General features: G+C 56.4%; 18 protein-coding genes and 2 pseudogenes. 12 read left to right on the top strand and 8 right to left on the bottom strand.

The window, feature by feature from the left end:
* The first annotated feature begins 230 nt into the window (after positions 1–230).
* On the top strand, positions 231–623 hold the full coding sequence (locus tag DPA2511_RS16680; RefSeq protein ID WP_015854920.1) for a hypothetical protein: 393 nt from the start codon (positions 231–233) through the stop codon (positions 621–623).
* A gap of 765 nt (positions 624–1,388) precedes the next feature.
* On the top strand, positions 1,389–2,399 hold the full coding sequence (locus DPA2511_RS16675; protein WP_015854919.1) for an AI-2E family transporter: 1,011 nt from the start codon (positions 1,389–1,391) through the stop codon (positions 2,397–2,399).
* Between the two features lie 64 nt (positions 2,400–2,463).
* On the opposite strand, the gene DPA2511_RS16670 is transcribed toward DPA2511_RS16675, so the two are convergent.
* A complete protein-coding gene (locus DPA2511_RS16670; RefSeq protein ID WP_015854918.1) occupies positions 2,464–3,990 on the bottom strand; it encodes an MFS transporter in 1,527 nt (508 codons plus the stop codon).
* Between the two features lie 438 nt (positions 3,991–4,428).
* Between DPA2511_RS16670 and DPA2511_RS16665 the strand changes: the two genes are divergently transcribed.
* Positions 4,429–4,638: a helix-turn-helix domain-containing protein gene (locus tag DPA2511_RS16665; RefSeq protein ID WP_015854917.1), complete on the top strand. Its 210-nt coding sequence runs from the start codon at positions 4,429–4,431 to the stop codon at positions 4,636–4,638.
* Between the two features lie 316 nt (positions 4,639–4,954).
* Here the strand turns inward: DPA2511_RS16665 and DPA2511_RS16660 are convergent, their stop codons facing one another.
* From DPA2511_RS16660 to nifJ, 5 genes and pseudogenes are all read right to left on the bottom strand, one after another.
* Positions 4,955–6,550, bottom strand: coding sequence for a DHA2 family efflux MFS transporter permease subunit (locus DPA2511_RS16660; protein ID WP_015854916.1), 1,596 nt, complete (start codon positions 6,548–6,550; stop codon positions 4,955–4,957).
* Positions 6,537–7,658 (bottom strand): HlyD family secretion protein, encoded by a 1,122-nt coding sequence (locus DPA2511_RS16655; protein WP_015854915.1) that lies wholly within the window; start codon positions 7,656–7,658, stop codon positions 6,537–6,539. Before DPA2511_RS16655 ends, DPA2511_RS16660 begins: the two co-directional genes overlap by 14 nt.
* On the bottom strand, positions 7,655–8,110 hold the full coding sequence (locus DPA2511_RS16650; protein ID WP_015854914.1) for a MarR family winged helix-turn-helix transcriptional regulator: 456 nt from the start codon (positions 8,108–8,110) through the stop codon (positions 7,655–7,657). Before DPA2511_RS16650 ends, DPA2511_RS16655 begins: the two co-directional genes overlap by 4 nt.
* A 222-nt stretch (positions 8,111–8,332) precedes the next feature.
* Entirely contained in the window at positions 8,333–9,403 is a 1,071-nt protein-coding gene (locus DPA2511_RS16645; RefSeq protein WP_026595229.1) for a L,D-transpeptidase family protein, read from the bottom strand.
* A 257-nt stretch (positions 9,404–9,660) separates the two neighbouring features.
* Positions 9,661–13,195, bottom strand: a pseudogene (gene nifJ, locus DPA2511_RS22030) (pyruvate:ferredoxin (flavodoxin) oxidoreductase).
* Positions 13,196–13,821: 626 nt separating this feature from the next.
* Here nifJ and DPA2511_RS16635 point away from each other — a divergent pair.
* The 3 genes from DPA2511_RS16635 (at position 13,822) to DPA2511_RS16625 (ending at position 15,801) form a co-directional block, all read left to right on the top strand.
* Positions 13,822–14,244 carry a hypothetical protein gene (locus DPA2511_RS16635; protein ID WP_015854911.1) on the top strand — a complete coding sequence of 141 codons (423 nt, stop codon included), beginning with the start codon at positions 13,822–13,824 and terminating at the stop codon, positions 14,242–14,244.
* A 111-nt stretch (positions 14,245–14,355) separates the two neighbouring features.
* Positions 14,356–14,904 carry a GNAT family N-acetyltransferase gene (locus tag DPA2511_RS16630; RefSeq protein WP_015854910.1) on the top strand — a complete coding sequence of 183 codons (549 nt, stop codon included), beginning with the start codon at positions 14,356–14,358 and terminating at the stop codon, positions 14,902–14,904.
* Positions 14,905–15,072: 168 nt separating this feature from the next.
* Positions 15,073–15,801, top strand: a complete 729-nt coding sequence (locus tag DPA2511_RS16625; protein ID WP_015854909.1) for a YnfC family lipoprotein — start codon at positions 15,073–15,075, stop codon at positions 15,799–15,801.
* A gap of 134 nt (positions 15,802–15,935) precedes the next feature.
* On the opposite strand, the gene DPA2511_RS16620 is transcribed toward DPA2511_RS16625, so the two are convergent.
* Positions 15,936–16,175, bottom strand: a complete 240-nt coding sequence (locus DPA2511_RS16620; protein ID WP_015854908.1) for a DinI family protein — start codon at positions 16,173–16,175, stop codon at positions 15,936–15,938.
* Between the two features lie 151 nt (positions 16,176–16,326).
* Here DPA2511_RS16620 and DPA2511_RS22025 point away from each other — a divergent pair.
* Both DPA2511_RS22025 and DPA2511_RS16610 read left to right on the top strand, forming a co-directional pair.
* Positions 16,327–16,706: pseudogene (locus DPA2511_RS22025) on the top strand (VOC family protein).
* 17 nt (positions 16,707–16,723) lie between these two features.
* Positions 16,724–17,008, top strand: a complete 285-nt coding sequence (locus DPA2511_RS16610) for a YciI family protein (protein WP_015854907.1) — start codon at positions 16,724–16,726, stop codon at positions 17,006–17,008.
* 45 nt (positions 17,009–17,053) lie between these two features.
* On the opposite strand, the gene ddlA is transcribed toward DPA2511_RS16610, so the two are convergent.
* On the bottom strand, positions 17,054–18,154 hold the full coding sequence (ddlA, locus tag DPA2511_RS16605) for a D-alanine--D-alanine ligase (RefSeq protein ID WP_015854906.1): 1,101 nt from the start codon (positions 18,152–18,154) through the stop codon (positions 17,054–17,056).
* Positions 18,155–18,454: 300 nt separating this feature from the next.
* On the opposite strand from ddlA, the gene DPA2511_RS16600 reads away from it, so the two are divergent.
* From DPA2511_RS16600 to DPA2511_RS16585, 4 genes are all read left to right on the top strand, one after another.
* The gene (locus DPA2511_RS16600; protein WP_015854905.1) at positions 18,455–19,279 is read left to right on the top strand and encodes a helix-turn-helix domain-containing protein; all 825 of its coding nucleotides are present in this window, start codon (positions 18,455–18,457) and stop codon (positions 19,277–19,279) included.
* A gap of 265 nt (positions 19,280–19,544) precedes the next feature.
* Complete coding sequence (locus tag DPA2511_RS16595) at positions 19,545–20,912, top strand: aspartate aminotransferase family protein (RefSeq protein WP_015854904.1); 1,368 nt, start codon at positions 19,545–19,547, stop codon at positions 20,910–20,912.
* Between the two features lie 11 nt (positions 20,913–20,923).
* A complete protein-coding gene (locus DPA2511_RS16590; RefSeq protein WP_015854903.1) occupies positions 20,924–22,078 on the top strand; it encodes an iron-containing alcohol dehydrogenase in 1,155 nt (384 codons plus the stop codon).
* 160 nt (positions 22,079–22,238) lie between these two features.
* Complete coding sequence (locus tag DPA2511_RS16585; protein WP_015854902.1) at positions 22,239–23,633, top strand: APC family permease; 1,395 nt, start codon at positions 22,239–22,241, stop codon at positions 23,631–23,633.
* Positions 23,634–23,690: the final 57 nt, after the last annotated feature.

The raw sequence follows: 23,690 nt of genomic DNA, 5'->3' as shown, positions 1-23,690 counted from the left end.
ATTTTTTATTCATAATAACGGACGAAATTACTTTATGCCCTGCGGCTACTCTGTCTATGTGTGTTTGTTGATTTGTCCGGCTTTACTTTTGACGGTTTGATTGCTCTGTATTCACCGGATTTGTATGTCTGGTGTCTTTTAAAGCTATTGTCGTAACACGTTGTAATTTTATTCAGGTGGTTGCTACGTGGCGACGAATAGATTTCACATAGCATTGAGCAGAGGACAGGATGAGTCTGATATTTGGACGGAATGAAATCATTGGCGTGTTGAGTACGCCGGTTCATAACGATAGACGCGCCATTGCCGTTATTGATGAGAAATGTAAGATTCTTTGCGCCAATTCGGCGTTTAATGCGCACTTTGGTTTGCCCGCTGATTCCGAAGTACCCTCGTCAATTGATGAGATGTTACCGGTAAACGTGAAGTTTGCTTATCAGGATTTTATGACGAATGCGGATCTCCTGAGCACTGATGTTGTCTGGGATCTACTATCGGATGGGTTTGCCAAAAAGCCAATGAGTACGCTCTCTTTCTCCAAACTGAATGTGGAAAACAGGGTGTTGTCGCTGCTTATCCTGAATGCTGAGGATGGCGACCAGCCGACGAATTTGGCTTCCTGATACCCCAGTCCATAAGAGGTTATGATGTAATTCTGCCTGTCATCCATACAGATGCGGTGATTGCATGTGCCTGTATGACTTTCTCCACAGACAATAGTCTTAATCCCCCTTGTCTCTTTGCCGATAGTTTTATATCGATACGTTTCGATAATCACTGACTGTTATATGACGTGTTAGGCATTAATAATTATGTACATTTTTCATTTGAAAATGTGCTTTTCATGTATTACCTATTTTTTAAACAGCATGGAATATAAAATGATGTTGTCAGAATATTTATTCTCTGTAGCTATATCGGCGGCAGCATAATTGGAAAATTGTGTTTATTAGTCACGTCACTTATACAGTAAAGAATAAATTCTTTTTCTGAATAAACGAGAATGCCGCTCTGAATAAATATTCAGAAAATACCCATGGGCGTTAATTGTCGTCATGATTATCGGGCTGAAAATGTCATTCGTGTGCAGCATGTCGAAAATGATCTGCATGTTGAGCTAAGCACGCAGTAATGATCCCCGCAGCCCTATCAGAGTAGGGTAAGCGCCATATAGCTGGACGTTATGGCGGTAAAGTAGAGCCCTTATTTGGTGCAGCGATGTTGCGTCGCCGGATGAAATGTCACTGGTGTTTCCCGTCTAAAATGCTAACAATGATTCGCTGAAATAGCATTTCAATGTCAGAGCATTGCCCCGTTGATAGCGAAGTCCGGTCGGTGAGGGGATGCGATTATTCCCTGACGTAGTAATACGTAAACAGGATGTCATTATGCAGTTGTTGAATTTGAAACAGGCAAGACTATTAAGCTTCATCTTTATCATGGGGGGGCTGCTGCTGCTGATTGAACTGCGTTTGCTGGCCTGCTTTATCGCCGGTTTTCTGGTCTATGAAATCGTCAATCTGCTGACCCCCTATTTCCAGAAAGTCATTAGCGGCAAGCGTGCGCGCCTGGCCGTCGTCGCGGTTATCAGCACGATCGTAGTCAGCCTGCTGAGCCTGATATTCGGCGCTCTGGTCGGGTTACTGATGCAGGAAATGAAAGATACCAGCGTGTTTAACGCCCGTATCGCCTTTATTCTGGATGATGTACAAACGCAACTTATGACCTACCTACCCGGTTATCTGCCTGTCAGCGTTGAAGAACTGCAACATGAATTCGTCATGTGGTTGCAAAAGCACGTCGCCATGCTGCAGAACATGGGGAAAGACTTTCTGCATGGTTTTGTCACCATGTTGATAGGAATGATCCTCGGCGCGATCATTTCGCTGTACAGCATTGAGCCCAGCGTAGATAAACCCTTGTTGAAAACAGAATTGATGCGCCGGGTTGCACTGCTTTCCGCGTCGTTTCGCAATATCGTGTTCGCCCAGGTAAAAATATCGCTGGTGAATACCATTCTATCGTCGCTGTTTATCCTCGGTATTCTGCCTACGTTTGAGATTCACCTGCCATTCGCCAAAACGCTGGTGATACTGACCTTTATCTTTGGCCTGTTGCCGGTTATCGGGAACCTGATTTCTAATTCGGTGGTATTCATTGCCGCGTTGTCAATCTCGTTGCCGATGGCGTTGATCGCGTTGGTTTACCTGATGTTGATCCACAAGCTGGAGTATTTCCTGAACGCACAAATTGTGGGAACGCGCATTAAGGCTCATGCCTGGGAGATTCTGCTGGCGATGCTGGTGTTTGAAGCGGCGTTCGGCATATCCGGCGTTATCGCTGCTCCTATCTACTACGCCTATCTTAAAAGCGAACTGCGAGACGCCGCGCTAATTTGAGGATGGGGGTTAAACAAAAAAACCACCTCTGCGAAGAGGTGGTTTTTTACTGCCGATAGCGATATCAGCGGGGAGACGTGGCGATCACCGGCTCAGGTTGTTCCGCCGAGCGGCCCAGCGGGTTGTTGCCCCAGCATTGTTCATATTTCCAACCAGTGAGTTCTTCTGCTACCGCACGGGCCTCGGCCGGTACATCGGCAATGGCGCCGCCAGCTTTGATGCGGGCGATTTCCTGCAGCAGAATCATGTGGTTTTTACGATCCAGCTTCATTTGGGAACTGAAGTAAATCGCGACAACGGCCAGACCAATCACACCCAGAGAGAAGACGCCGATAATCGCCAGCACCGCGCTTTCCGGCTGTGCAGCTTTACCGGAAATAAACCCGAACTGGCTCAGGATCCAACCCATGGCAAACACGATGACCGAACGCACCATTTTCCCGGCGAAGGTCATAGCGCCGGCGTAGATCCCTTCACGGCGGCGGCCGGTCAAGACTTCGTCCACATCAGCCAGGAAGGTGTACACCGTCCAGGGGATGTAGTAGATGCCGCCGGTGCTCAGGCCGAATACGGCGGTGATGGCAAACAGTACGATGATTTCAACTGCCGGCGACCAGTGAGTGAAATAGAGCGCGGCGTAGGCCAGTACGCTCACGATAACGACTGTCAGCGCCAGACGATAAGGACGCCCGAAACCCATCTTCACGCAAATGCCGATGAAGAGAAACGTCGAGATGAACTGCATGATAGAGCTGAAACTGTTGAGCTGAGAAACCAGCGCCGTGCTCTGTTGCAGGCCGAACACGATGAAATAGGTAAATGCGGAAGCGAACAGCCACTCAGCACCGAAACCGAACAGGTACATGCCCAGATGTTTGCGGAAAATACGCAAACGGAATGTGGAGGTCATGTCGATGCTGAGTTTCTTCAACGCCTGGAAAAGGTTCTGTGTGTTTTCGCGCATCACCTCGTTGGGAGAGCGCTCCCAGGAAGTCATATACAGCGCGATCATCGCCGCACACATGATGGCGCCATAGGCCAGACCGGTGTAGAAAAACGGCGTAGCGGAATCCTTACCGTAAATGCCGATGAACTGACCTGGAATAAAGGCAGCCAGGAAATTGGCGACCTTACCGAAAATGGCTTTGGAACCGGTCAGTTTGGAGCGCATTTTAAAATCGGTGGTCATTTCGGTCGCGAGCGTTTCATAAGGCACCATGATGGAGGTGTAAATCAGCTCGAACAGAATGTAGGTCGCCATGTAGTACCAGAAGCCGAAACCTTCCATCCACAGCATCGGGTAGACCAGCACCAAAGGAACACCCAATAGAATGAAGAAGCGACGGCGCCCAAATGTACGCCCGATACGGGTGTTGTAGAAGTTGTCGCTGATGTAACCCATGATCGGGTTACTGATTGCGTCAAGGATACTGGCGACGGAGAAAATAGAAGCCGCCTGAACCAACGTCAATCCGCAAAATGTGGTGTAGAAATACATAAGCCAGGCGCCGCTAATGGCCAAGGCGCCACTGCCTAGCAAGTTCGCGCTGCCGTAGCAGAACGTGTGTTTAAAAGAGATTTGTTTACTCATGATCAATTCGCCTAACAATATTAAAACATTATTTCATTTGAAATGAACTTATGTTCTTATCATTTGCCGGTTCACATCGAAAGTAAACTAGCGTCACGGGTTTTACCGGCTTTTAGTCATGTTCTGTCATAGAGATCATGAAATAAGTTTTTTAATTTGATCTGACTAAAACCGAGAAAAATACATTGATTAATGCATGGAGGTGAGATTTTATCGTTTAACGATAAAACATAATCCCGAGGGGAAATAATCTGTCGCAGATGATGATTTTGTGACGTTGATATACCCGATGGCTGTCGTCGTCATCGACATCATTATTGTTAGTTAAAACAATCAATTGTAATGAAAATGTTGCCATGGCTGCGTCGTTTTCGACGCTCGTGGATGTCAGCCCGTATGCGTGGGCGAAAGTGACTAATTTTGTGATTTGACCAAACTATGCCAATCGTTATCAGACTGGATGTGCTGCTGGCGCAGCGGAAAATGAAATCGCGTGAGTTGGCGCGTTTGATTGGAATTACCGAACAGAACCTATCATTGCTGAAATCAGGAAAAGTGAAAGGCATACGTTTCGATACCCTGGCGAAAATTTGTGAGATCCTTACCTGTCAGCCGGGCGATTTACTGGAATATCATCCTGATGAGTAAGCCATCGCGATAGCTCCATGCTGTTACTCCGTTTGTTGCAGCGCTGATTCACGGGATCAGTGCCGCACCAGGAAAAAATAAACATACCCCCATGACATCCCATTAGGGCTATTCGACTTGCCATGTTGGCCCTGGGCCGTGCGCGACATCCTCACGCACGCCGTGCACGCACCGGTTTACTCGCTGCGCTTGCCCGTTGGGCCGGGCATATTGCGTTGTCCGTTCACTCTGCGTTGCATCTTGTCTGCGCGCAATCCGTGTCCAGACTGGCTGTGTCAATAATGCCTACTGGGATCGGCTCTTAATACCGTTCGATTCAGCGTGAATGGGTCGGGCGCGTTGCGCTAGCCGCCGCAGGTCGGGGGCGAACGAACCAGGCGGGCAGCAGTGCGATGAAAAACCCTATCGCGACGATCAGAAAACCGTCCTGATACGCCAGCATCTGCGCTTTGGCGGATACCATAGATTGCAGATAGGTGAGAATGCCGGGATTGATCTGGCTGCTCAGCGGCTCGCCCAGCGGGTTGCCGCCATGGCCGAACAACAGACTGAGTTGCCGAATGGCGTCGGTACTGCGCGGGTTGCCGACGTTCAGCGCCTGTGCCAGCGCCTGCCCGTGGAATGTGGTGCGACGCTCAATGAAGACCGACAGCAGGTTAACCCCCATCGCTCCGCCGAGCTGACGGATGAAGTTGATGCTACCTGCGCCCTGCGCCAATTGATCTGGTGGTAGCGCCCGCAATGAACCGGCGTTCATGGCGGGTAGCATCAGGCCAAGGCCGACGCGGCCGATGATGGTCCACCACACCATGGTCCAGAACGGCGTATCGGTATCGGCGTCGCCGGAAAGCCAGCAGGAGATACCGAACAACAGCAACCCCGCCGCGACCAGCATGTGGGGTTTCAGCCGGTCGCTGAACGCGCCGGCGAACGGAAACACCATCCCCAGCGCCAACCCGGCAGGCATCAGCAACAAGCCGGAACGGGTGGGGGTATACCCCTGAATTCCCTGAAGAAATAATGGGATGATATAGGTGGAGCCATACAGCCCGGCCCCCAGCACGAACGCGACGATACAGCCGGAGGTAAAGGCCGGATTAGCGAACACCCGCAGGCTGAGCAGCGGGTGAGCGGTCGTGAGCTCCCGCACGATAAATCCCGCCATGCAGAGAACGGAAAACGCCAGCATGCCGATGATGAAAAGCGAGTCCCAACCTTCGCGTTGGCCGTTGGAAAGCCCGGTCAGCAGCGTGGTGAGGGAGAGCGCCATCAGCAGGAAACCGAGCGCATCGAAGCGACGCCGCGCCGGGCTGTCGCCACGGCCTTTGGGCGGCAGGATCACGGACGCGGCGGCGATCCCGGCCAGGCAGAACGGTATGATCAACATGAACACTGCGCGCCAGTTCAGTTGATCCACCATCAGCCCGCCGACGGCCGGGCCCAACGCCGGAGCCAATATCACGCCGACGCCGTAAATGCCCATCGCCTTGCCGCGCTCCGAAACCGGAAATACCTGGGAAATGACGATCATCGCCAGCGGCTGGATAATGCCGGATGCGCAACCTTGCAGGATCCTCGCCAGGATCACTTCCGCGCTGTTCTGGCTGAAGGTGCCGAGCAGGCTGCCGAGGGTGAAGATGGCTAACGAACCGACATAGGTGGCCCGGTAGCCAACGCGATCCAGCATCCAGGCGGTCATCAGCATGGTGGCGGTCATAGAGGCGAGAAAGGCGGTGGAAAGCCACTGTACCTGATCCTGCCCCATGCCGAACGCGCCCATAATGTCGCGCATCGCCACGTTGACGATGGTCGCCGTCGCGGTGGTGGCGATGGTGCCGAGCATGATGGTGACGGTCGCCAGCCAGCGGTAGGAACTACCGAATCGCGCCGCCTGGGCTTCAATGGGTGACATCGATGCTGACTTCTGCCATCAGTCCGGGTTTCAGCGCGGCGTCCGGCTGATCCAGCGCGATACGAACCGGCACCCGTTGGGTGATCTTGGTGAAGTTGCCGGACGGGTTCGGGCTGGGCAACAGGGCGAACTGGCTGGTGGCGGTATTGCCGACTCGCATGACATGCCCCTGAAAATGGCGGTCGGGATAGGCATCCACCTGAATATTCACCGGTTGCCCGACCTTGATCCGATCGATGGCGGTTTCCTTGACGTTGGCTTCCACCCACAGGTTGCGCGGATCGTGCACCATCATTAGCCACTGGCCGGCCTGTGCATAATCGCCCTGATGGGTAATGGTGCGATCCACCATGCCGTCCACCGGCGAACGCAGCGCCCGGTCGGCGATCTCTTGCCGGATCTGATCGACCTGGGCCTGAATGGCGGTGCGCTGTTGGCGTTGCATATCGATCTGGCGATCCAGCACCTGCAGCGTGCTGCGCTCGGCTTCGGCGGTATGCAGCGCCGCCAGCTGCGCGTTGTGTTGCGCTTGCGCTTCGCGTAATTCGCTCTGGCGTTGCAGCAAGGCGGTGTGGGTTTCATCCCAGTTTTTACGGGCGGTGAGGTTGCTCTTCAGCAACTGATCGTCGCGCTGGAAATTGTTCTGGGCGAGGCTGAGCTGGTAGCCGACATTATTGATGGCGGATTCCGTCGCGGCCAGCTTGGCGCGCGCTTCCTCCAGCGCTGATTGCGTAGTCAGATCCGTCACCTGACGCTGGGTTTCGCTATAGCGAATCTGAGCGTCGGCGGCGGCCAGGTTGCCCTCCTGCTGTGCCAGACGCAGCTGGGCGTCGCGATCGTCAATCTGAACCAGCAGTTGCCCCTGGCGGATGACATCGCCGTCGATGACCGGACGCGCCATGACCCAGCCGCTTTCACGACTGGCCAGTGAAATCACTTCGCCGACCACGCGCGCGTCGGTTTCGGTGACGTGGTTGAAACGCTGATGCAGCCAGACGGCGACGGCGAGTAACGCCAGCAGCAACGTGCCGACCCCTCCCAACAAAAAGATTCTGTGGCGATGATCCAGACGTTGGTACCCCGCCAGAAACACGACGATTTTTTTCATGACGGCTGTTGTTCGGCTCGGGTGAGGTTTTCGATGACCTGATTGATGACACGGCTGACCTGGACAATCTCCTGATCGGTCAACCCGGTAAGTGCCTGCACACGTACTTTTTCGGCGCAGAGTTCTACTTTTTGCACCAGTTCCTGGCCTGATCCGGTCAGGAAAATCTCGCGAAAACGTCGGTCGCTACCTTCGCGACGTTCGATGAATCCTTGCTTTTGCAGGCAGTCCAGCACTCTGACGATGCCCGATGCATCAAGACTGAGGGCATCTGCCAGCGCTTTCTGATGAATAGGGCCCGCGGTACGGGCGATATAGAGCAGCGGCAGCCAACTGGACTGCGTCAGCCCGTAGGGTTGCAATTCACGGTCGATGACGCGGCGCCAGAGGCGGGTCGTCTGCCCCAGCATAATGGCGAAACGGCGTCTGGCGGTGGCTTCGTGTTGAGTCATGGTCGGCGATATCGGGTGAGATGTGGTGGGTGATTAATTAACAACTCAATAGATGATATGTCAATTAATATTGTGAGCCAATGCGAAAAAAACCAATGCAACAAACACTGAGGGTTTCATCCGAGCAGGCAGTGATGGGGAGGGCTCGGTGAGTAAGGGAAACGTGCGCGGCGGGGAGGAAAAAAACAGGGCCGCCCGGTGGCAGCCCTGGTCATCCTGCTATCAGGATTTACTGGCGTCGGTTGCCGGAGCGACGGGCTCTGCATTCGGCGCGACCGGTTGAACCGAAGGAGTCGGCTGCACGTTATCCTGCGGCGCTGGCGAACTGGCCTGCTGGATCTCTGGAGCCTGAGCCGCCGGGGCCGTTTCTTCCGCCGGGCCATTGACCTTGACGGGCATGCCCAAACGGGTTTGCAGCGCCTGATTGACTTCGCTTTCGTTCACGCTGGCATCCGCCAACGCCTTGGCCACCACCTGAGTGAGCTTGATCGGCACCTGGGTATCGGAGTTGAATTCCTCTTCGGTACGGGACAGCGGATTATGAACTTCCACGTAACGGGAACCATCCGGCTCGACGGTAGCTTTTACCGGCTCATTAATGAACTGAACCCGGGTACCGACCGGAACATTGCTGAACAGGAACTTGATGTCTTTGTCGCGTAGACGGACACAGCCGTGGCTGACGCGCAGGCCGATACCGAAATTGGCGTTGGTGCCGTGGATGGCGTACAGATTGCCGATGTAGAGCGCGTACAGGCCCATCGGGTTATCTGGGCCGGCCGGATAGATTTTCGGCAGGAACTCGCCGCGGGCTGCATATTCGGCATGCATGGCGGCGGTCGGCGTCCAGGTCGGGCGCTCTTTCTTGCGCTGTACGGATGTGACCCAGTTGATCGGCGTATCTTTGCCAAGCTGGCCGATACCGATCGGCAGCACGACTACGGTCTTGGAACCTTTCGGGTAGTAGTACAGGCGCATTTCAGCGCTGTTGATAACGATGCCTTCGCGCGGCGCATCGGGCAGGATGAGTTGCTGAGGAACGGTCATGGTGCTGCCGGGTTTGGGCAGGTAGACGTCAATACCCGGATTAGCTTCCAGCAGGTTGCTGAGCCCCATTTGGTACTGGGCGGCAAAATGCTCCAGCGCAGCGGTGCTGTCGGTGGGGATGGTGACTTGGATATTTTCGCCCACCAGACGGCTGTTCGGTGCAGGCAAGGGATAAACCACGGCTTGGGCTGTCTGGCTAAAGGCAGCGGCCGCCGTCACTAACGTCAAGATCGCGCGAATGCTCATTTTCATATCTTTGTTGAGTGTTAAAGCCATTCCGGCATAAGGGAACGTTTATTTATAGGCGGTCGGGCCGGAGAGTCCGAACTGCCGACGACCGGTGCGCATTATATGTTCAGAATGGCGTCGGAGAAAACCAGATGTGTAATGAATCACATTTTTTGTTGCTGATCACGGAAACAACCGGCCTTTTCGCGCAGAAAACAGTGCGGCCCTCAGTCGAGGGCCGCTTTCATCGGGCATGACGCACGTTCGAAACCGTATTATTCCTGACTGCTCTTCTCCGCCTTGCCTGCCAGAAGCGTCAGGAAGTCGTAACGACGGCGCAGATCCGCTTCGGCCTCCTCGTAAAGCTGGGCGGCGGCTTCCGGCATCTGGTTGTTGAGGCGACGGAAGCGCTGTTCGTTCAGCAGCGTCTCGCTCAGGCTGGCGGACGGCGGACGGGAGTCAGTCACCAGCGCGGGTTTGCCTTCCTCGGCGCGTTTCGGATCGAAGCGGTACAGCGGCCAGAAACCGGTGGCGGTCAGCTGACGCATCTGATCGTGGCTGAAGGCCAGATCGTAACCGTGTTCTTCACACGGGCTGTAAGCGATGATCAGCGACGGGCCCGGCCAGGCTTCCGCTTCCTGGATGGCTTTCACCGTCTGATTAAGCTGTGCGCCCAGCGAAATCTGCGCCACATAGACGTGGCCGTACATCATCACGTTGATGCCCAGATCCTTGCGCGCTTTGCGTTTGCCTTTCTCGCCGAATTTGGTGACGGCGCCGAGCGGCGTCGCTTTGGACTGCTGGCCGCCGGTATTGGAGTAGCACTGGGTGTCCAGCACCAGCACATTGACGTTCTCCGTCAGGCTCATGACGTGGTCAAGCCCGCCGTAGCCGATATCGTAGGCCCAGCCGTCGCCGCCGATCAGCCAAACCGATTTGTCGACCAGATGGTCGGCTTCCACCGACAACTGACGGGCGGCGGCGTTCTCCAGTGATGCCAACGACTGACGCAAACTGGCGATCTGCTCGCGGCGCAGATCGGTGGCGATGCCGTCTTCTTGCAACCCGACGACCAGTTCTGCCGGGAGCTGCGGCGTCAGTTCGCGCAGCAGTCGCAGGGCGCGCTGGCGATGGTGGTCGACGCTCAGGCGGAAGCCCAGCCCGAACTCGGCGTTGTCCTCAAATAACGAGTTGGCCCACGCCGGGCCGCGACCGTTGGCATCGGTGGTCCAGGGCGTGGTCGGCAGATTGCCGCCGTAAATGGAGGAGCACCCGGTGGCATTGGCCACCAGCAGGCGATCGCCGTACAACTGGGTCAGCAGCTTGATATACGGCGTTTCGCCGCAGCCGGAACAGGCGCCTGAATATTCGAACAGCGGCGTAATCAACTGCGAGGTGCGGATATCGATACGCTCCAGCTTATTGCGATCGATTTCCGGCAGTTGGAGGAAGAAATCATAGTGGTTTTTTTCGGTCGCGACATGCTCCAGCCGGGGCTCCATATTGATAGCCTTGATGTCCGGATTCTGGCGATCCTTGGCCGGGCACACTTCCACGCACAGGTTGCAGCCGGTGCAGTCTTCCGGCGCGACTTGCAGGACGTATTTCTGGCCGCGCATATCGCGGGCTTTCACCTCCAGCGATTGCAGCGACGCGGGTGCACCGGCCATCGCGTCGGCGGGCACCACCTTGGCGCGGATGGCGGAGTGCGGACAAGCGGCCACGCAGTGGTTGCACTGGGTGCAAAGCGCTGGTTTCCACAATGGGATCTCCTCGGCGATATTGCGTTTTTCCCAGCGGGTGGTGCCGACCGGCCAAGTGCCGTCCGGCGGCAGCGCGGATACCGGCAGGCTATCCCCCAGCCCGGCCAGCATGGCGGCGGTCACGGTCTTGACGAAATCCGGCGCGGCGTCGGATACCACTGGCGGGCGTTGGGGGCTGTCCGGATTCACCGCCGCCAGCGTCACCTCGGTCAACGCTTCCAGCGTGGCGTCCAGCGCGCGCCAGTTACGTTCTACCAGTTCCTGGCCTTTGCTGCCGTAGCTGGTGGCGATGGCGTGGCGCAGTTTTTCCCGTGCATCGCCGCCGGGCAGAATATCGGTGAGATGGAAGAATGCCATCTGCATGACGGTATTGATACGCGCGCCCAGTTGGCATTCACGGGCGATTTTGGCCGCGTTGATGCAATACACGCGCGCCTGGAGCCGGTTCAGCCCGGCCTGTACTTCCTGCGGCAGACGGTGCCACAGGTCATCGCTGCCATACGGGGAATTGATTAAGAAAATACCGCCGGGCTTCAGCCGCTCCACCATGCTGTATTTGTCGATGAACTGCCATTGATGGCAGGCGACGAAATCCGCCTGTTCGATCAGATAAGCGGAGTTGATGGGATGCGGCCCTACGCGCATGTGGGAAACGGTCAGGCTGCCCGCTTTTTTGGAGTCGTAGACAAAGTAGCCCTGCACGAACAGCGGCGTGGCGTTCCCCACGATTTTGATGGAGTTTTTGGCGGCGGAGACGGTGCCGTCGCTGCCGAGCCCGTAGAACAACGCTTCCAGTGAGGTATGCAGCGGCATCGGCTGAGCGGACAGCGGCAACGACAAGTGGGTGACGTCATCATAAATACCCACGGTAAAGCGCGCTCTAGGGTTGGCAAGCGCTAACTCGCTGAAGACGGCAGCCACACACTGCGGCGTGAATTCTTTGGATGAAAGACCGTAACGGCCGCCGATGACTTTCGGCATAAGTGGGCGCTCACCTCGGGAGAACGCCTCCGCCAGCGCGGTCATGACATCCAGATACAGCGGTTCCGCTTGTGCGCCGGGTTCTTTGGTGCGATCCAGTACGGCGATGGTCTGCACGCTGTGTGGCATGGCCGCCAGCAGGTGTTGCGCGGAGAACGGCCGGTACAGGCGCACTTTTACTATCCCGACCTTTTCGCCGCGGGTCAGTAGCGTATCGATCACGTCTTCGCTGGTGCCCGCGCCGGAGCCCATCATCACGATGACGCGGGTAGCCTCCGGATGGCCGTAATATTCAAACGGCCGATACTGACGCCCGGTGACGGCGGCAAAACCGTCCATCGCCTGTTCGACATGGGCGAAGGCCGCGTTATACCAGGGGTTGGTCGCTTCCCGCGCCTGGAAGAACGTATCCGGGTTGGAGGCGGTGCCGCGAATCACCGGACGCTCAGGGGTGAGCGCTCGCTCACGGTGCGCGTCAATCGCCGCCTGCGGCAGCAACTGGCGGATCTGATCATCGCTCAACGGCTCAATCTTGTTGATTTCGTGCGAGGTTCGGAATCCGTCGAAAAAGTGGATAAACGGCAGACGGCTGTTCAGGCTGGCGATTTGGGATATGAGCGCGAAGTCCTGCGCTTCCTGTACGTTGCTGGCGCACAGCATGGCGCAGCCGGTCTGGCGTACCGCCATGACATCCGAATGGTCGCAAAAAAATGGAGAGCGCATGAGTCGCCACGGTACGGGCGGCAACGTGCAGCACAAACGGCGTCAGTTGGCCGGCCAGTTTGTACAGCGTGGGTATCATCAGCAACAACCCCTGGGAAGAGGTAAAGGAGGTGGCCAGCGCACCGGTCTGCAAGGCACCGTGAACGGTAGCGATCGCCCCGGCTTCCGATTGCATCTCGATCACCCGAGGTGTATCGCCCCATACGTTGTGTCGATCGTCGCTCGACCAGGCCGCCGCGTGTTCCGCCATGGTGGAACTGGGGGTAATCGGATAGATAGCGATAACTTCATTGGATCGCCAGGCTACGGAGGCGACCGCGTTATTACCGTCGGTGGTGATCATGACTGAATAACCTTATGTTACTGAATAGAAAATATTAAGGACGGGTATTATCACCGTCCTGCGGCAAAATTTATCGATGACGACCGGAAGAGTTGTTTCAATGTGTGTTTGCGGAACATCCAATCAGGCTGCGTCTCGGTACGGCATGGGCGGCATGGCCGTTATCGGCCGGAATTTATTCATGATAGCAGCCATCGCCTAAAATTAACCGCCCAACATCGCGAAAATCGGTACAGGCCGCACGCGCGCTCTGGGTTTGTTGCCGGTCATCACACTCAGACGGCCCATGGCGGGTTATTATGGCTGTATGTAACAATATTGTTAATTTTAACGGCGACGTTGCCTGGATTTTTTATCGCAAATCGGATCGGCGCAGTGGAAGGATAATGACTGACGCCTATGCTGATAAAGAGAGAGTATCTCTTGATGGAACAATGTGATGAGTGTCGGGCAGAACCAAAGAGCGGGCTGCCCGGGCACCCAGATGGATCTGGAGTCAGGTACAGGTTCAAAGAACCGTTGGGCAGTTGCAATGCGGGCGCGATATACAGGGACGTCGGTTTACATTTCAGGAATGCCTTCGCGCTTTACGGGCGAGATCGCCATTTTGACGAAGGAACAGCATTATGTTTATCGATCTGAAAGAGAAGATGGTGTCCGTGTTGTCTCGTATTCGCGAACGGGGCTATGGGCCCAGCGAGGCCGTTGAGCATATCATCCAGTCGCTGGGAAGCCGCTATAACGATGTTTCTAAAGTGAATGTGCTTACTCCCAGCTTACTGGCGGATGTGATTTATACGGTATATCAGGAGGAGACGTCGCCGCTGGAGATTGCATCGATTTTGCGCGCTCTGGGCTATGCCGCTCGTGATGTTGCCACTGGTTTGCACCAGCAGTTTCCTCAACTGGCGCCAGATGAAGTGGGCAGCTTTATTATGGATGACGACGTTTATCCCGGCATAGATAGGAAAATCCTCATGGATGCATTGTCTTATGCGGGATTCACCCGGCAGGAATGCGATCAGGCGGCAGGTATTTTGTATTCCTGATCGTCGTGGAACGCGGGGGATTTAGGCTGCGTCACGCATAGCGGCGGGCGCAGCCTAATACTGTGCGCTTCGCCTTGCAGGCCGGGTCGGGCGTCTTAAAGGAGATTCGGCATGCAGCAACCTTCGCTGACCACCACACACCTGCAATTGCGTCCGTTGCGCCTGTCGGATGCCCTCGTGTTGACCCAACTGCTCAATAGCGACCCGCGCATCGCCGCCATGACGGTGCAAATTCCGTATCCGTGCCCCCGTGAATTGATTGAACGCTGGATTACCGGTCTGGAGGACAGCTGGACGCTGGGGCAAAGCGCGGCTTTCGCCATTTGCCTGCAGCACAGTCGGCAGCTGATCGGTGTGATTGCGTTGAGTGCAATGGATGGCGATAAGCCGGAAATCGGCTATTGGCTGACGGCGGCGCACTGGCATCAAGGGTTGGGCACACAAGCCTGCCAGGCGATGTGCCAGTTTGCTTTCAGCCAGGGCGTGCGGCGGATTTATGCCTGTCACCTGCCGCAGAATGTGGCATCCGGCAGGGTGCTGCTGAAAAGCGGGTTTCACGCGCTGGGTTTCCATCGCGTCACGATGGTGACGCTGCGTCAGCGGATGAGAGTAGCGGTTTATCGCATTGAGGCGCCTGTAACGTCCCGGTTTCCCGCCTGACTGCTTATCGGTTTGGCGTCATGTATGTGCCCGTCGCAGTGGAACATCGTTACAGAAGCGCTACCCTCCGTTTTCGAACCGCGGCCGTGTCTGTTTATCTTCTTTTTTGCCCTCAGAGAATTGGCGTACACTGGCGTCTACTTCACGTCGATTGCATTGGATAAGGATATGAATAAACGCACAATAGCGCTGACCGCCGCCATGTTGGCGGTGGCCGGATGTGACGATAAACAACGTCTTGAGCCGGTCAGCCCGATGATGGCGGGTTTTTCCAATATTTTCGGTTTTGATGCCTTACGGGGAAAAATAAAGCGTTTCACACAGACCCAGACTGATGAACAGGGGAAAGTGGTGGCGTATGTGGCCGTCACGCTGAATCAGAACGGTTGCGTCGATACGCTGAAAAGCTACCAGCCGACGATGAATCTGGATCTTGACCTGGTGCGCGAAGGGCAGTTGTTGGTGGATCGCAATGATCGCAAACCCGCGTTCCAACTGGGGAAAGACTGCCTGCTGGAAAAATCCGTCGATGGGCGTCTGATCTACCGGCATGATGATAAAGGGTTTATCACCGACGTATTTTATAACGGCCATACGACGCCATTCGCCACCTACCAGTACGATGATGACGGTTTCCCCAGCGATATGACTTTTACCTCGCCGGAGAGCGGCAAAGTGACGTTGGTTTCTCTGCGTAATGATGCTGCGCCGGGGAAACGCCTCGACTCCACCATGAGCGTGACGGAAAACGGCGAGCAGACCAGTATCACCCGCACTACCTGTCGTTACGATGTGCGTTTTAATCCGGTGGTGTGTCGGGTGTTGATGACCAACGGCAAAGGCGCCGGTCAGACGTTATCGACGCTGACGAATACCACGAAGGTTGAGTATCGATAACGTTCCTGACCATCGGTGATGTGTTAAGCCGCGTAGTTGTGTTAAGCCGCGTAGTATTGAAGCGCCGTGGTATTCGCCCGGCGTATAGACATGCAAAAGGGCATTGGCGGAGAAGCGTCGGGCGTTTTTTCTGATCAGTCGCTGACCAGCCATTCGTCGGCTTCATTGAACATTTCTTCGATAATCCGGTTGATAGCGGATTTATCCTGCTTGCTGGCATTGGAATTGATGGCGTTGGTTTGCATCGGCTTCACTTTAACTTCCGCATCCGGAAATGTGCGCTGGATGCGTTTGGTCAATTCCGCCCGGATCAATGCTTCGGCGTTGGGTAATCCGCTCACGTTTCTTCTATCGTAAACCAGCTCTACGTACATTGTTCCATCTCCATACAAAATACTGTATTAAAATACAGTATTTTGTGCTGCGTGTGCAATCAGGATTTTCCGTGAGGGGTAAATTTGTCATGCCGATCGCGACAGTAAAACAACAGGATGGGAAGCGCCGTTCACATATCCGGGGCGCATAATGACGGCGCGGCCCGTCACGGATTTGCCGCGTAGCCTAAGGCGGTAGCAGCTCGGATTGGGGCTGAATGTGCTGGCGGCGTTTTCACTACATAATGGATTCAGCGGTGTTATGCTGGGGCGCAAGGGGGTGGCCTGGCATCTGGCGTTTACGTGCTGCCATACGCACCCGGTACGCCGTCTCCGACGGAGGACGACGTGCCGGTGCTGTACATCCCTGAACCCGAAGACTGGCGGCAGGTTTGCGAACGCATGATCTGCGCCGGGTTTCGCGTCGTGATGTCATTCAATCCTTACTGGGAACGACAGAGGAAAACCTTCTGCGATCCTGATGGCTACCGGGTTGTGCTGCAGAACGGCAGCTGGCCGGTAACTCCCTGATAAATAGAGATAAGCCTATGTATATTATTAGTTTGACATACAAAGCGCCGCTAGATGAAGTGGAGAATCTGCTGGAGTCGCATGTTACCTGGTTGAAACAGGGATATGCGCAGGGCGTCTTCATCGCTTCCGGGCGCAAGAATCCGCGTACCGGGGGCGTGATTCTGGCAACAAGCATTGAGCGGGCGGAATTGGATGATTTCCTGAAACAGGATCCGTTCCAGGCGGTAGCCGACTATGAGGTCATTGATTTTCAACCCTCAATGACGACGGATAACTTTACTTCGCTGGCTCGGCTCTGAGCCTGGTGGGAAACGGCCCCGGGCGGTTTCCGGGGCCGATAGGATTTAGCGTTGCACGGAGCTTTGCAGGTTGCTGTCTTGCGCGTGGCGCTCCTGAGCCAGTTCAATCAGCCGGGTAATCAGGGCGGTATAACCGATGCCGGTGGCTTCCCAGAGTTTGGGATACATACTGATGTTGGTGAAGCCCGGCAACGTATTCACTTCGTTGACAATCACGTCTTCCTGCGGGGTCAGAAACACGTCTACCCGCGCCATTCCCTGACAATCCAGCGCCTGAAACGCCTGAACGGCGATCTCGCGGATACGCTGATGGGTGCTGTCCGGCATCGGCGCGGGGATTGCCACCGCCGCGCCGTCTTCACTGATGTATTTGGTATCGTAGGAATAGAATTCGTCATGCACCACGATTTCGCCGCAGACGCTGGCTTCAGGGTGGTCGTTGCCCAGCACCGCGCACTCGATTTCACGGCCGACAATCGCGGATTCCACCAATACCTTGTGGTCATAACTGAACGCCAGTTCGACCGCTTGCTGGTATTGCGCTTCGTTGCGCACTTTGCTGACGCCGACGGAAGAACCCTGGTTGGCCGGTTTGATGAACAGCGGCAGCCCGAGGCGGGCGGTGATGTCGGCGAAGTGATGGCGTTCGCGGTTGGCGCGGGTCAGCGTGACGAACGGCGCGACCATCAGGCCGGTATCGCGCAGCAGGCGTTTGGTGACATCTTTATCCATACTGACCGCAGAACCGAGCACGCTGCTGCCGACAAACGGAATATTGGCCATACGCAGCAGCCCCTGTAGCGAACCGTCTTCGCCCAGCGTGCCGTGTACGATCGGGAAGATCACGTCAATCTGTGACAGGGCGCTGGCGTTGCTGGTTTCAATCAACTGATTATGGGATTGACCGGGCACCAAAGCTATATTGCGGCTGGAGCGGTTGAGCGCGATCAGCGACGGATTATTGGCGTTGAGCAGATAATTGGACGCATCGTTGAGATGCCATGCTCCTTGTTTATCGATACCCAGCAGTACGACGTCAAATCGCGTTTTATCAATCGCGTCCACAATATTTTTTGCGGACTGCAGTGACACTTCGTGCTCAGAGGATTTACCACCAAAAACCACGCCAACCCGAATTTTGCTCATATCACTCTTTCCGTTATGGATTCTTTCTACTTTACAACCTGCTACCGCCGTTGATTCGTACAAGACGCCGGCCCGGAAAGAGTACCACTTAAGACCGCCAATGGAGCGATAAAAGGGGACTTTTTTGCCAAACCGGTCAGCATTTATCCCGCCATGACGCGGGCCGCCCCGTTTTTATACCACGCTCTGGCCGCATTGCTATCCGCATGCCGGCGTTGGCGTAAAAATTGCTCTGTTGTCATGACTACCACGGAAAATTGCCATCACGGTGAATTGTCACTACGGCAAGGAGAAGGGCAAATGCATCATTGTTCAATGTCGTTAAGCGTGCGGCCGTTGCAGCCCTGGTTCGTTATCAATGCGGCTGAAGAGTATCTGAAAAAGAATCTCGATAATTCGCCGATTGCCCATTTCTACAGCTTTTCCGTTGCGCGTGAGCAGCCGGTAACGCTGGCGGTGCCGGATGGCAGTGTCGACCTGCTGTTTCATTGCAATCAGGACGAGCCGGGCGGCCGGGTGTGCGGCAGCACGGTGTCGGCTCAGGCCACCCGGCTGTTGCCGGGGGAGCGCTATTTCGGCGTGCGCTTTATGCCGGGTGTGATGCCGGCGTTTCTGGATCTGTCGCCGGGAGAATTGGCCGGTCAGGAGATCCCGTTTCAGGATGTGGCGCCCGGTGCGGCGCGATTACTGGCCCGGCTGGTGCGCAGCCGAGATTTCAGTGAGCAGATCACGCTGTTCCTGCATTATTTCGCCCACTGGACCAACCGCGCCTCGTCGCCGCTGCTGTTGCAGATTATCGATCTGATCATGGCCCACGACGGCATGATCCGGGTGGAGGATCTGGAACGAAAGACGCTTTATTCCGCCCGCTATATTCACCGCTTGTTTCACGACCACTGCGGCATGTCGCCGAAAGCCTTCTGCCGCACCATTCGTTTTCAGCGTGCATTATCACTGCTCAATCATGGCGACGTGGAGAGTCTGGCGCAGTTGGCCCAACGTCTCGGCTACGCTGATCAGTCCCATTTTCTTCGTGAATTCAAACAGTTTGCGTCCTGCTCGCCGAAACGTTATCTCGCCGGGCTGCAGGCGGTACGTTACCAACATCGCATTCGGCAGTGCTGATGCCGCCGCATAGTGGCAGTTCACGCTAACGGGTTGTTATCCGAGCCTTTTCAATATCTCCCGGTCTAGGGCGAGCGGTTGATGGTGGGTCGAAACGGCCGCCTTTTTTTAGTGCAAAAATGCACCAAAATAACGCCGGTTCTGCACCATGTCCGGTGCCGATTTATTCTATTTTCTCCCTGCCGCCTCCCGCTATAAACAACTCACAGACACCGTTGATACATGGTTCGCATTTCCCCTGAATCCTATTTGAGTGAGGTTGTTTATGGCACAGGCAAAAGACGTGGTACCGGGTTTTTACACCATTGACGAAGCGATTGCGCTGGACGGTGACACCACCCGGGCGTTGCAGCTGACCCACCTGAACCGCATGCGTTCGCTGGATGGGCATGCCAAATATTTTGTGCGGGCGGAAGGTTGTTCCTTCATTGATGACAATGGCGACAAGCACCTGGACATGATTGGTGCCGTCGGCGTAGTGACCGTCGGCAACAACAACGAGTTTGTTTGGTCCTGTTTGCAGAAGTGTTTCGACAACCGCCTGTTCATGATGGGAGCGATTTCCTACCACAGCGTCACCGCCGCGCTGGCGCACAACATGGCGCTGCTTTCACCGCAGGGCAAGCTGACCAAGATGGGAACCGCCACCGGTGGCGCCGAAGCCATCGAAGGCATGATCAAACTGGTCAAGCTCGGCACTCGCCACAAACCCGGCAAGACGCACCTGCTGGCGACGCTCGGCGCGTTTCACGGCAAAACGTCCGGCGCGGTATCGCTGGGCGGCAAGGATAAATGGCGCTTCGGCCAGCAGCCGACCCTGGGCAATATCGACCATGTCGCCTACGGCTCGGTATCCGAGCTGGAAGCGGCGCTGTCCACCGGCAAATACAAGGCGTTTGTGGTCGAGCCGATTCAGGGAGAAGGCGGCATTATCGTCCCGCCCGCCGGTTATCTGAAAACGGTACGCGCGCTGTGCGATCGCTACGACACGCTATTGGTGTTGGACGAAATCCAGTGCGGCGCGGCGCGCACCGGCAAATTCTGGTGCTGCGAACATGAAGACGTGGTGCCGGATTGCATCGTGTTCGCCAAGGGGCTGTCCGGCGGTCTGGTGCCGTTCGGCGGCTATCTGTGCACCGAAGCGTTGTATGAGGCCGCTTACGGCACCATCGAAACCTGTTATCACCACACCGCCACCTACCAGGAAAACACGCTCAGTGCGGCGGCGGCGCTGGGGGCGTTGCAGTTTATCGTTGAAAACGATCTCTGCGGGATGGCGCAGCGTAAAGGCGAACGGATGATGCAGCGCTTGCGTGAAATCCAGGCGCGCTATCCTGGTGTCATCAAAGAAGTCCGCGGCAAAGGGCTGATGATCGGTATGGAGTTCTGTCCATTACCGGCGGCGCTGCATGCCGAGATGGGGGAATTCTACTCGGCGCCCATCGCCGGCCTGATGGTGGAGCAGTGGCGCATCCAGGTGAATTTCACCATCAACAACCTGGCGGTATTTCGCTTCCTGCCGCCACTCACCATTACGGATGACGAGTTGGAGTACGCGCTCAGTGCCTTTGAGTCATCGGTCGCGGCGGTGGTCGATCGGGTGCAGACCGCCACACTTTCCGCCACGGCGTGAGGATGACGACGATGAAATTTACTTACGTACAGCCGGTCAGGCTGTGTTTTGGCCGCGGGGAGGCGCAGCGCGTCGGGCAAGAGGTGGCGGCGTTGGGGAAACGTGTATTGCTGGTGACGGGAAAAACCAGCTGCCGCAAAACCGGCCTGCTCGATCGCCTGACTGGCTGGCTGGCGCAAAGCGGCGTCGGCTGGACGCTGTTCGACCGGATCGAATCCAACCCGTTGACCACGACGGTGGATGAAGGCGCGCGGTTGGCGCGCGTACAGCAGTGCGATGTGGTGCTGGGCGTCGGTGGCGGCAGCGTGATGGACGCCGCCAAAGGTATCGCGTTTATGGCCTGCAACGGCGGTTCGATCCTGGACTATCTGGCGCAGCCGGAGCCGCAAGGCGGAGCGTTACCGCTGGTGCTGATGACCACGACCGCCGGCACCGGCAGCGAGGGCAACTGCGTGGCGGTGTTCACCAATCCGGACACCCACGACAAGCCGGTATTCTTCACGCCGGCGCTGTTCGCCCGCACGTCGATTATCGATCCGGAATTGATGGTGACGCAGTCGCCCGCCATGGTGGCGTCCACCGGCTTTGACGCGCTGAGCCACAACATCGAGGCGCGGGTCGGCAACTTTTGCCAGCCGATGACGGAAATCATGACCGAACGCGCCATCGGATTGTTGGCGACCTTCCTGCCGCGCGTTTGTCGCGATGTGACCGACCTCGACGCCTGGGATCGGGTGTGTTGGGCCAACACACTGGGCGGCATGTCCATCGGGTTGTCGGCCTGCGGCCTGCCGCACGCGATGGAGCACCCGCTGAGCGGGTTGTACAACATCACCCACGGCGAAGGGCTGGCGGCACTGTATCCGGAACTGATGCGTTTTTCCTGGCGTGACAACATTCCCGGCTTTGCCGCGGTGGCGCGCGCCATGAGCAGCGAAGCGAGCGGTCTTGGCGAAACGGAACAGGCTTGTCACAGCATCGATCTGGTGCGGCGTTTGCTGCACAACATTGGGCTGACCTTCACGCTGCGGGATCTCGGCGTGAAAGAACAGGATATTCCCTGGATGGCGGATAACTGCGTGCAGACCATGGGGGTGAGCCTGGCGCAGAACCCCCGTGCCGCCACCCGTGATGATATCGACATGCTGTATCGCACCTGCCTGTAACGGCGGCGGTTGCCGCGGGTTATCGAAGGGGCCTCGTGTTGCCGTGCGCTGTCCGTCTTACGCCGGCCCGATAGACGAGGGATGGCTGGCGCGCGTTGTCTGCGCACGGTTTGCACGATGGCACGGGCTATCGGATGGGTTGTGGGTACGGGGGTACAGGATGAATAGCAGTCAGTTGAAAAAGAACAGTCTGGGGTTGTGGTCGCTGGTGTTTTTCGTGGTAGCCGCCGCCTCTCCGCTGACCGGAGTGGTCGGCGGACTGCCGGTAGCGATCTCCGCCGGCAATGGTGCGGGCATTCCGGCGGTCTACATCATGGCCGGCGCGATCCTGCTGGTGTTTTCCTTCGGCTATATCGCCATGAGCCGCTATGTCACCAATGCCGGCGCGTTTTACAGCTATATCACGCTGGGGCTGGGACGGCGTACCGGCATCAGCGCGCTGGCGGTGGCGCTGCTGGCCTATTTCGCCATCCAGATCGCGGTGGTGGCGATGTTTGGTTTCTTCAGCAGTATGTATCTGCACGAGCACTTTGGCGTGGATCTGCCGTGGTGGCTGTACAGCCTGGTGATGCTGCTGGTGGTGTGCCTGCTGGGGATTGAGAGTGTGGAGATCGGTGGGCGGGTGCTGGGTATTCTGATGCTGATGGAGGTCGGCATCGTGTTGCTGACCGATGCGGCGGTGGTCTGGTCGCACGGTACGACGCCGCTGACGCTAACCGCGTTCACACCGACGGTGATCTATCAGGGCAGCATCGGCATTGCGCTGGTGTTCAGCATCGCCGCTTTTATCGGTTTCGAATCCACCGCGATTTACGGCGAAGAGTGCCGCGATCCGGCAAAAACCGTGCCGCGCGCCACCTTGATGGCGGTGGTGCTGATCATGCTGTTTTTCGCCGTAACCAGTTGGGCGATGGTGCAGGTATACGGCGTCGAACAGGTGCGCGAACAGGCGGTGAACAACCCTGGACGCTTTATCTTCGATGTGGCGACTCGGTTGTTGGGCGGCTGGTCTGAACAGGTGATGTCGCTGCTGCTGATCACTAGCCTGTTCGCCGCCACGCAGGCGTTCCACAACACTATTTCCCGCTATCTGTTCAGCATCAGCCGCGATGGTTTTCTGTGGTCGAAACTGGCGCGGGTGCGCGGCGGCAAAGGGACGCCCTATATCGCCAGCCTGGTGCAAACCGGATTGATGGCGGCGCTGCTGCTGGCGATGGTGGCCGCCGATCTCGACCCGATGATGCACATCTTCGCGCTGGGGTCGGCGATGGCGACCATGGCGATCCTGTTGCTGCAAGTGGGCGTATCGCTGGCGGTGATTCGATTCTTCCGGCGGGAGGTTCAGTTACCGGTCTCCGCCTGGAGCCGGTTGTGGGCGCCGGCGATCTCCTCGGTAGCGATGCTGGCGGCGCTGATCATGGTGACTAGCAATCTGGATATTCTGAGCGGCTCTTCGTCCGGTTCGGTGGCGCTGATCCCTTGGCTGGTTTTCGGTATGGCGGCGGTCGGTTATCTCTCCGCCTGCCGTGTCGGCGCGACGCCTGCGAAGGGCTGACGCAGGCGCTTGAGGATCACGGTTATCGCAGCGGTTGGGGGATGAGATAGCGCAGGC

This window comes from Musicola paradisiaca NCPPB 2511, assembly GCF_000400505.1.
Taxonomy (GTDB): Bacteria; Pseudomonadota; Gammaproteobacteria; order Enterobacterales; family Enterobacteriaceae; genus Musicola; species Musicola paradisiaca.
Note: the sequence above shows the minus strand (reverse complement) of the source record. Positions and strands in the feature narration are given on the sequence as shown.

Bases quoted from the DNA above. Each gene is read 5' to 3' on its own strand.
- DPA2511_RS16680 (WP_015854920.1), top strand. From the start codon at position 231: ATGAGTCTGATATTTGGACGGAATGAAATCATTGGCGTGTTGAGTACG.
- DPA2511_RS16590 (WP_015854903.1), top strand. From the start codon at position 20,924: ATGAAATTTACTTACGTACAGCCGGTCAGGCTGTGTTTTGGCCGCGGG.
- ddlA (WP_015854906.1), bottom strand. From the start codon at position 18,154: ATGAGCAAAATTCGGGTTGGCGTGGTTTTTGGTGGTAAATCCTCTGAG.
- DPA2511_RS16665 (WP_015854917.1), top strand. From the start codon at position 4,429: ATGCCAATCGTTATCAGACTGGATGTGCTGCTGGCGCAGCGGAAAATG.
- DPA2511_RS16595 (WP_015854904.1), top strand. From the start codon at position 19,545: ATGGCACAGGCAAAAGACGTGGTACCGGGTTTTTACACCATTGACGAA.
- DPA2511_RS16670 (WP_015854918.1), bottom strand. From the start codon at position 3,990: ATGAGTAAACAAATCTCTTTTAAACACACGTTCTGCTACGGCAGCGCG.
- DPA2511_RS16675 (WP_015854919.1), top strand. From the start codon at position 1,389: ATGCAGTTGTTGAATTTGAAACAGGCAAGACTATTAAGCTTCATCTTT.
- DPA2511_RS16610 (WP_015854907.1), top strand. From the start codon at position 16,724: ATGTATATTATTAGTTTGACATACAAAGCGCCGCTAGATGAAGTGGAG.
- DPA2511_RS16585 (WP_015854902.1), top strand. From the start codon at position 22,239: ATGAATAGCAGTCAGTTGAAAAAGAACAGTCTGGGGTTGTGGTCGCTG.
- DPA2511_RS16625 (WP_015854909.1), top strand. From the start codon at position 15,073: ATGAATAAACGCACAATAGCGCTGACCGCCGCCATGTTGGCGGTGGCC.
- DPA2511_RS16600 (WP_015854905.1), top strand. From the start codon at position 18,455: ATGCATCATTGTTCAATGTCGTTAAGCGTGCGGCCGTTGCAGCCCTGG.
- DPA2511_RS16630 (WP_015854910.1), top strand. From the start codon at position 14,356: ATGCAGCAACCTTCGCTGACCACCACACACCTGCAATTGCGTCCGTTG.
- DPA2511_RS16660 (WP_015854916.1), bottom strand. From the start codon at position 6,550: ATGTCACCCATTGAAGCCCAGGCGGCGCGATTCGGTAGTTCCTACCGC.
- DPA2511_RS16645 (WP_026595229.1), bottom strand. From the start codon at position 9,403: ATGAGCATTCGCGCGATCTTGACGTTAGTGACGGCGGCCGCTGCCTTT.
- DPA2511_RS16655 (WP_015854915.1), bottom strand. From the start codon at position 7,658: ATGAAAAAAATCGTCGTGTTTCTGGCGGGGTACCAACGTCTGGATCAT.
- DPA2511_RS16620 (WP_015854908.1), bottom strand. From the start codon at position 16,175: ATGTACGTAGAGCTGGTTTACGATAGAAGAAACGTGAGCGGATTACCC.
- DPA2511_RS16650 (WP_015854914.1), bottom strand. From the start codon at position 8,110: ATGACTCAACACGAAGCCACCGCCAGACGCCGTTTCGCCATTATGCTG.
- DPA2511_RS16635 (WP_015854911.1), top strand. From the start codon at position 13,822: ATGTTTATCGATCTGAAAGAGAAGATGGTGTCCGTGTTGTCTCGTATT.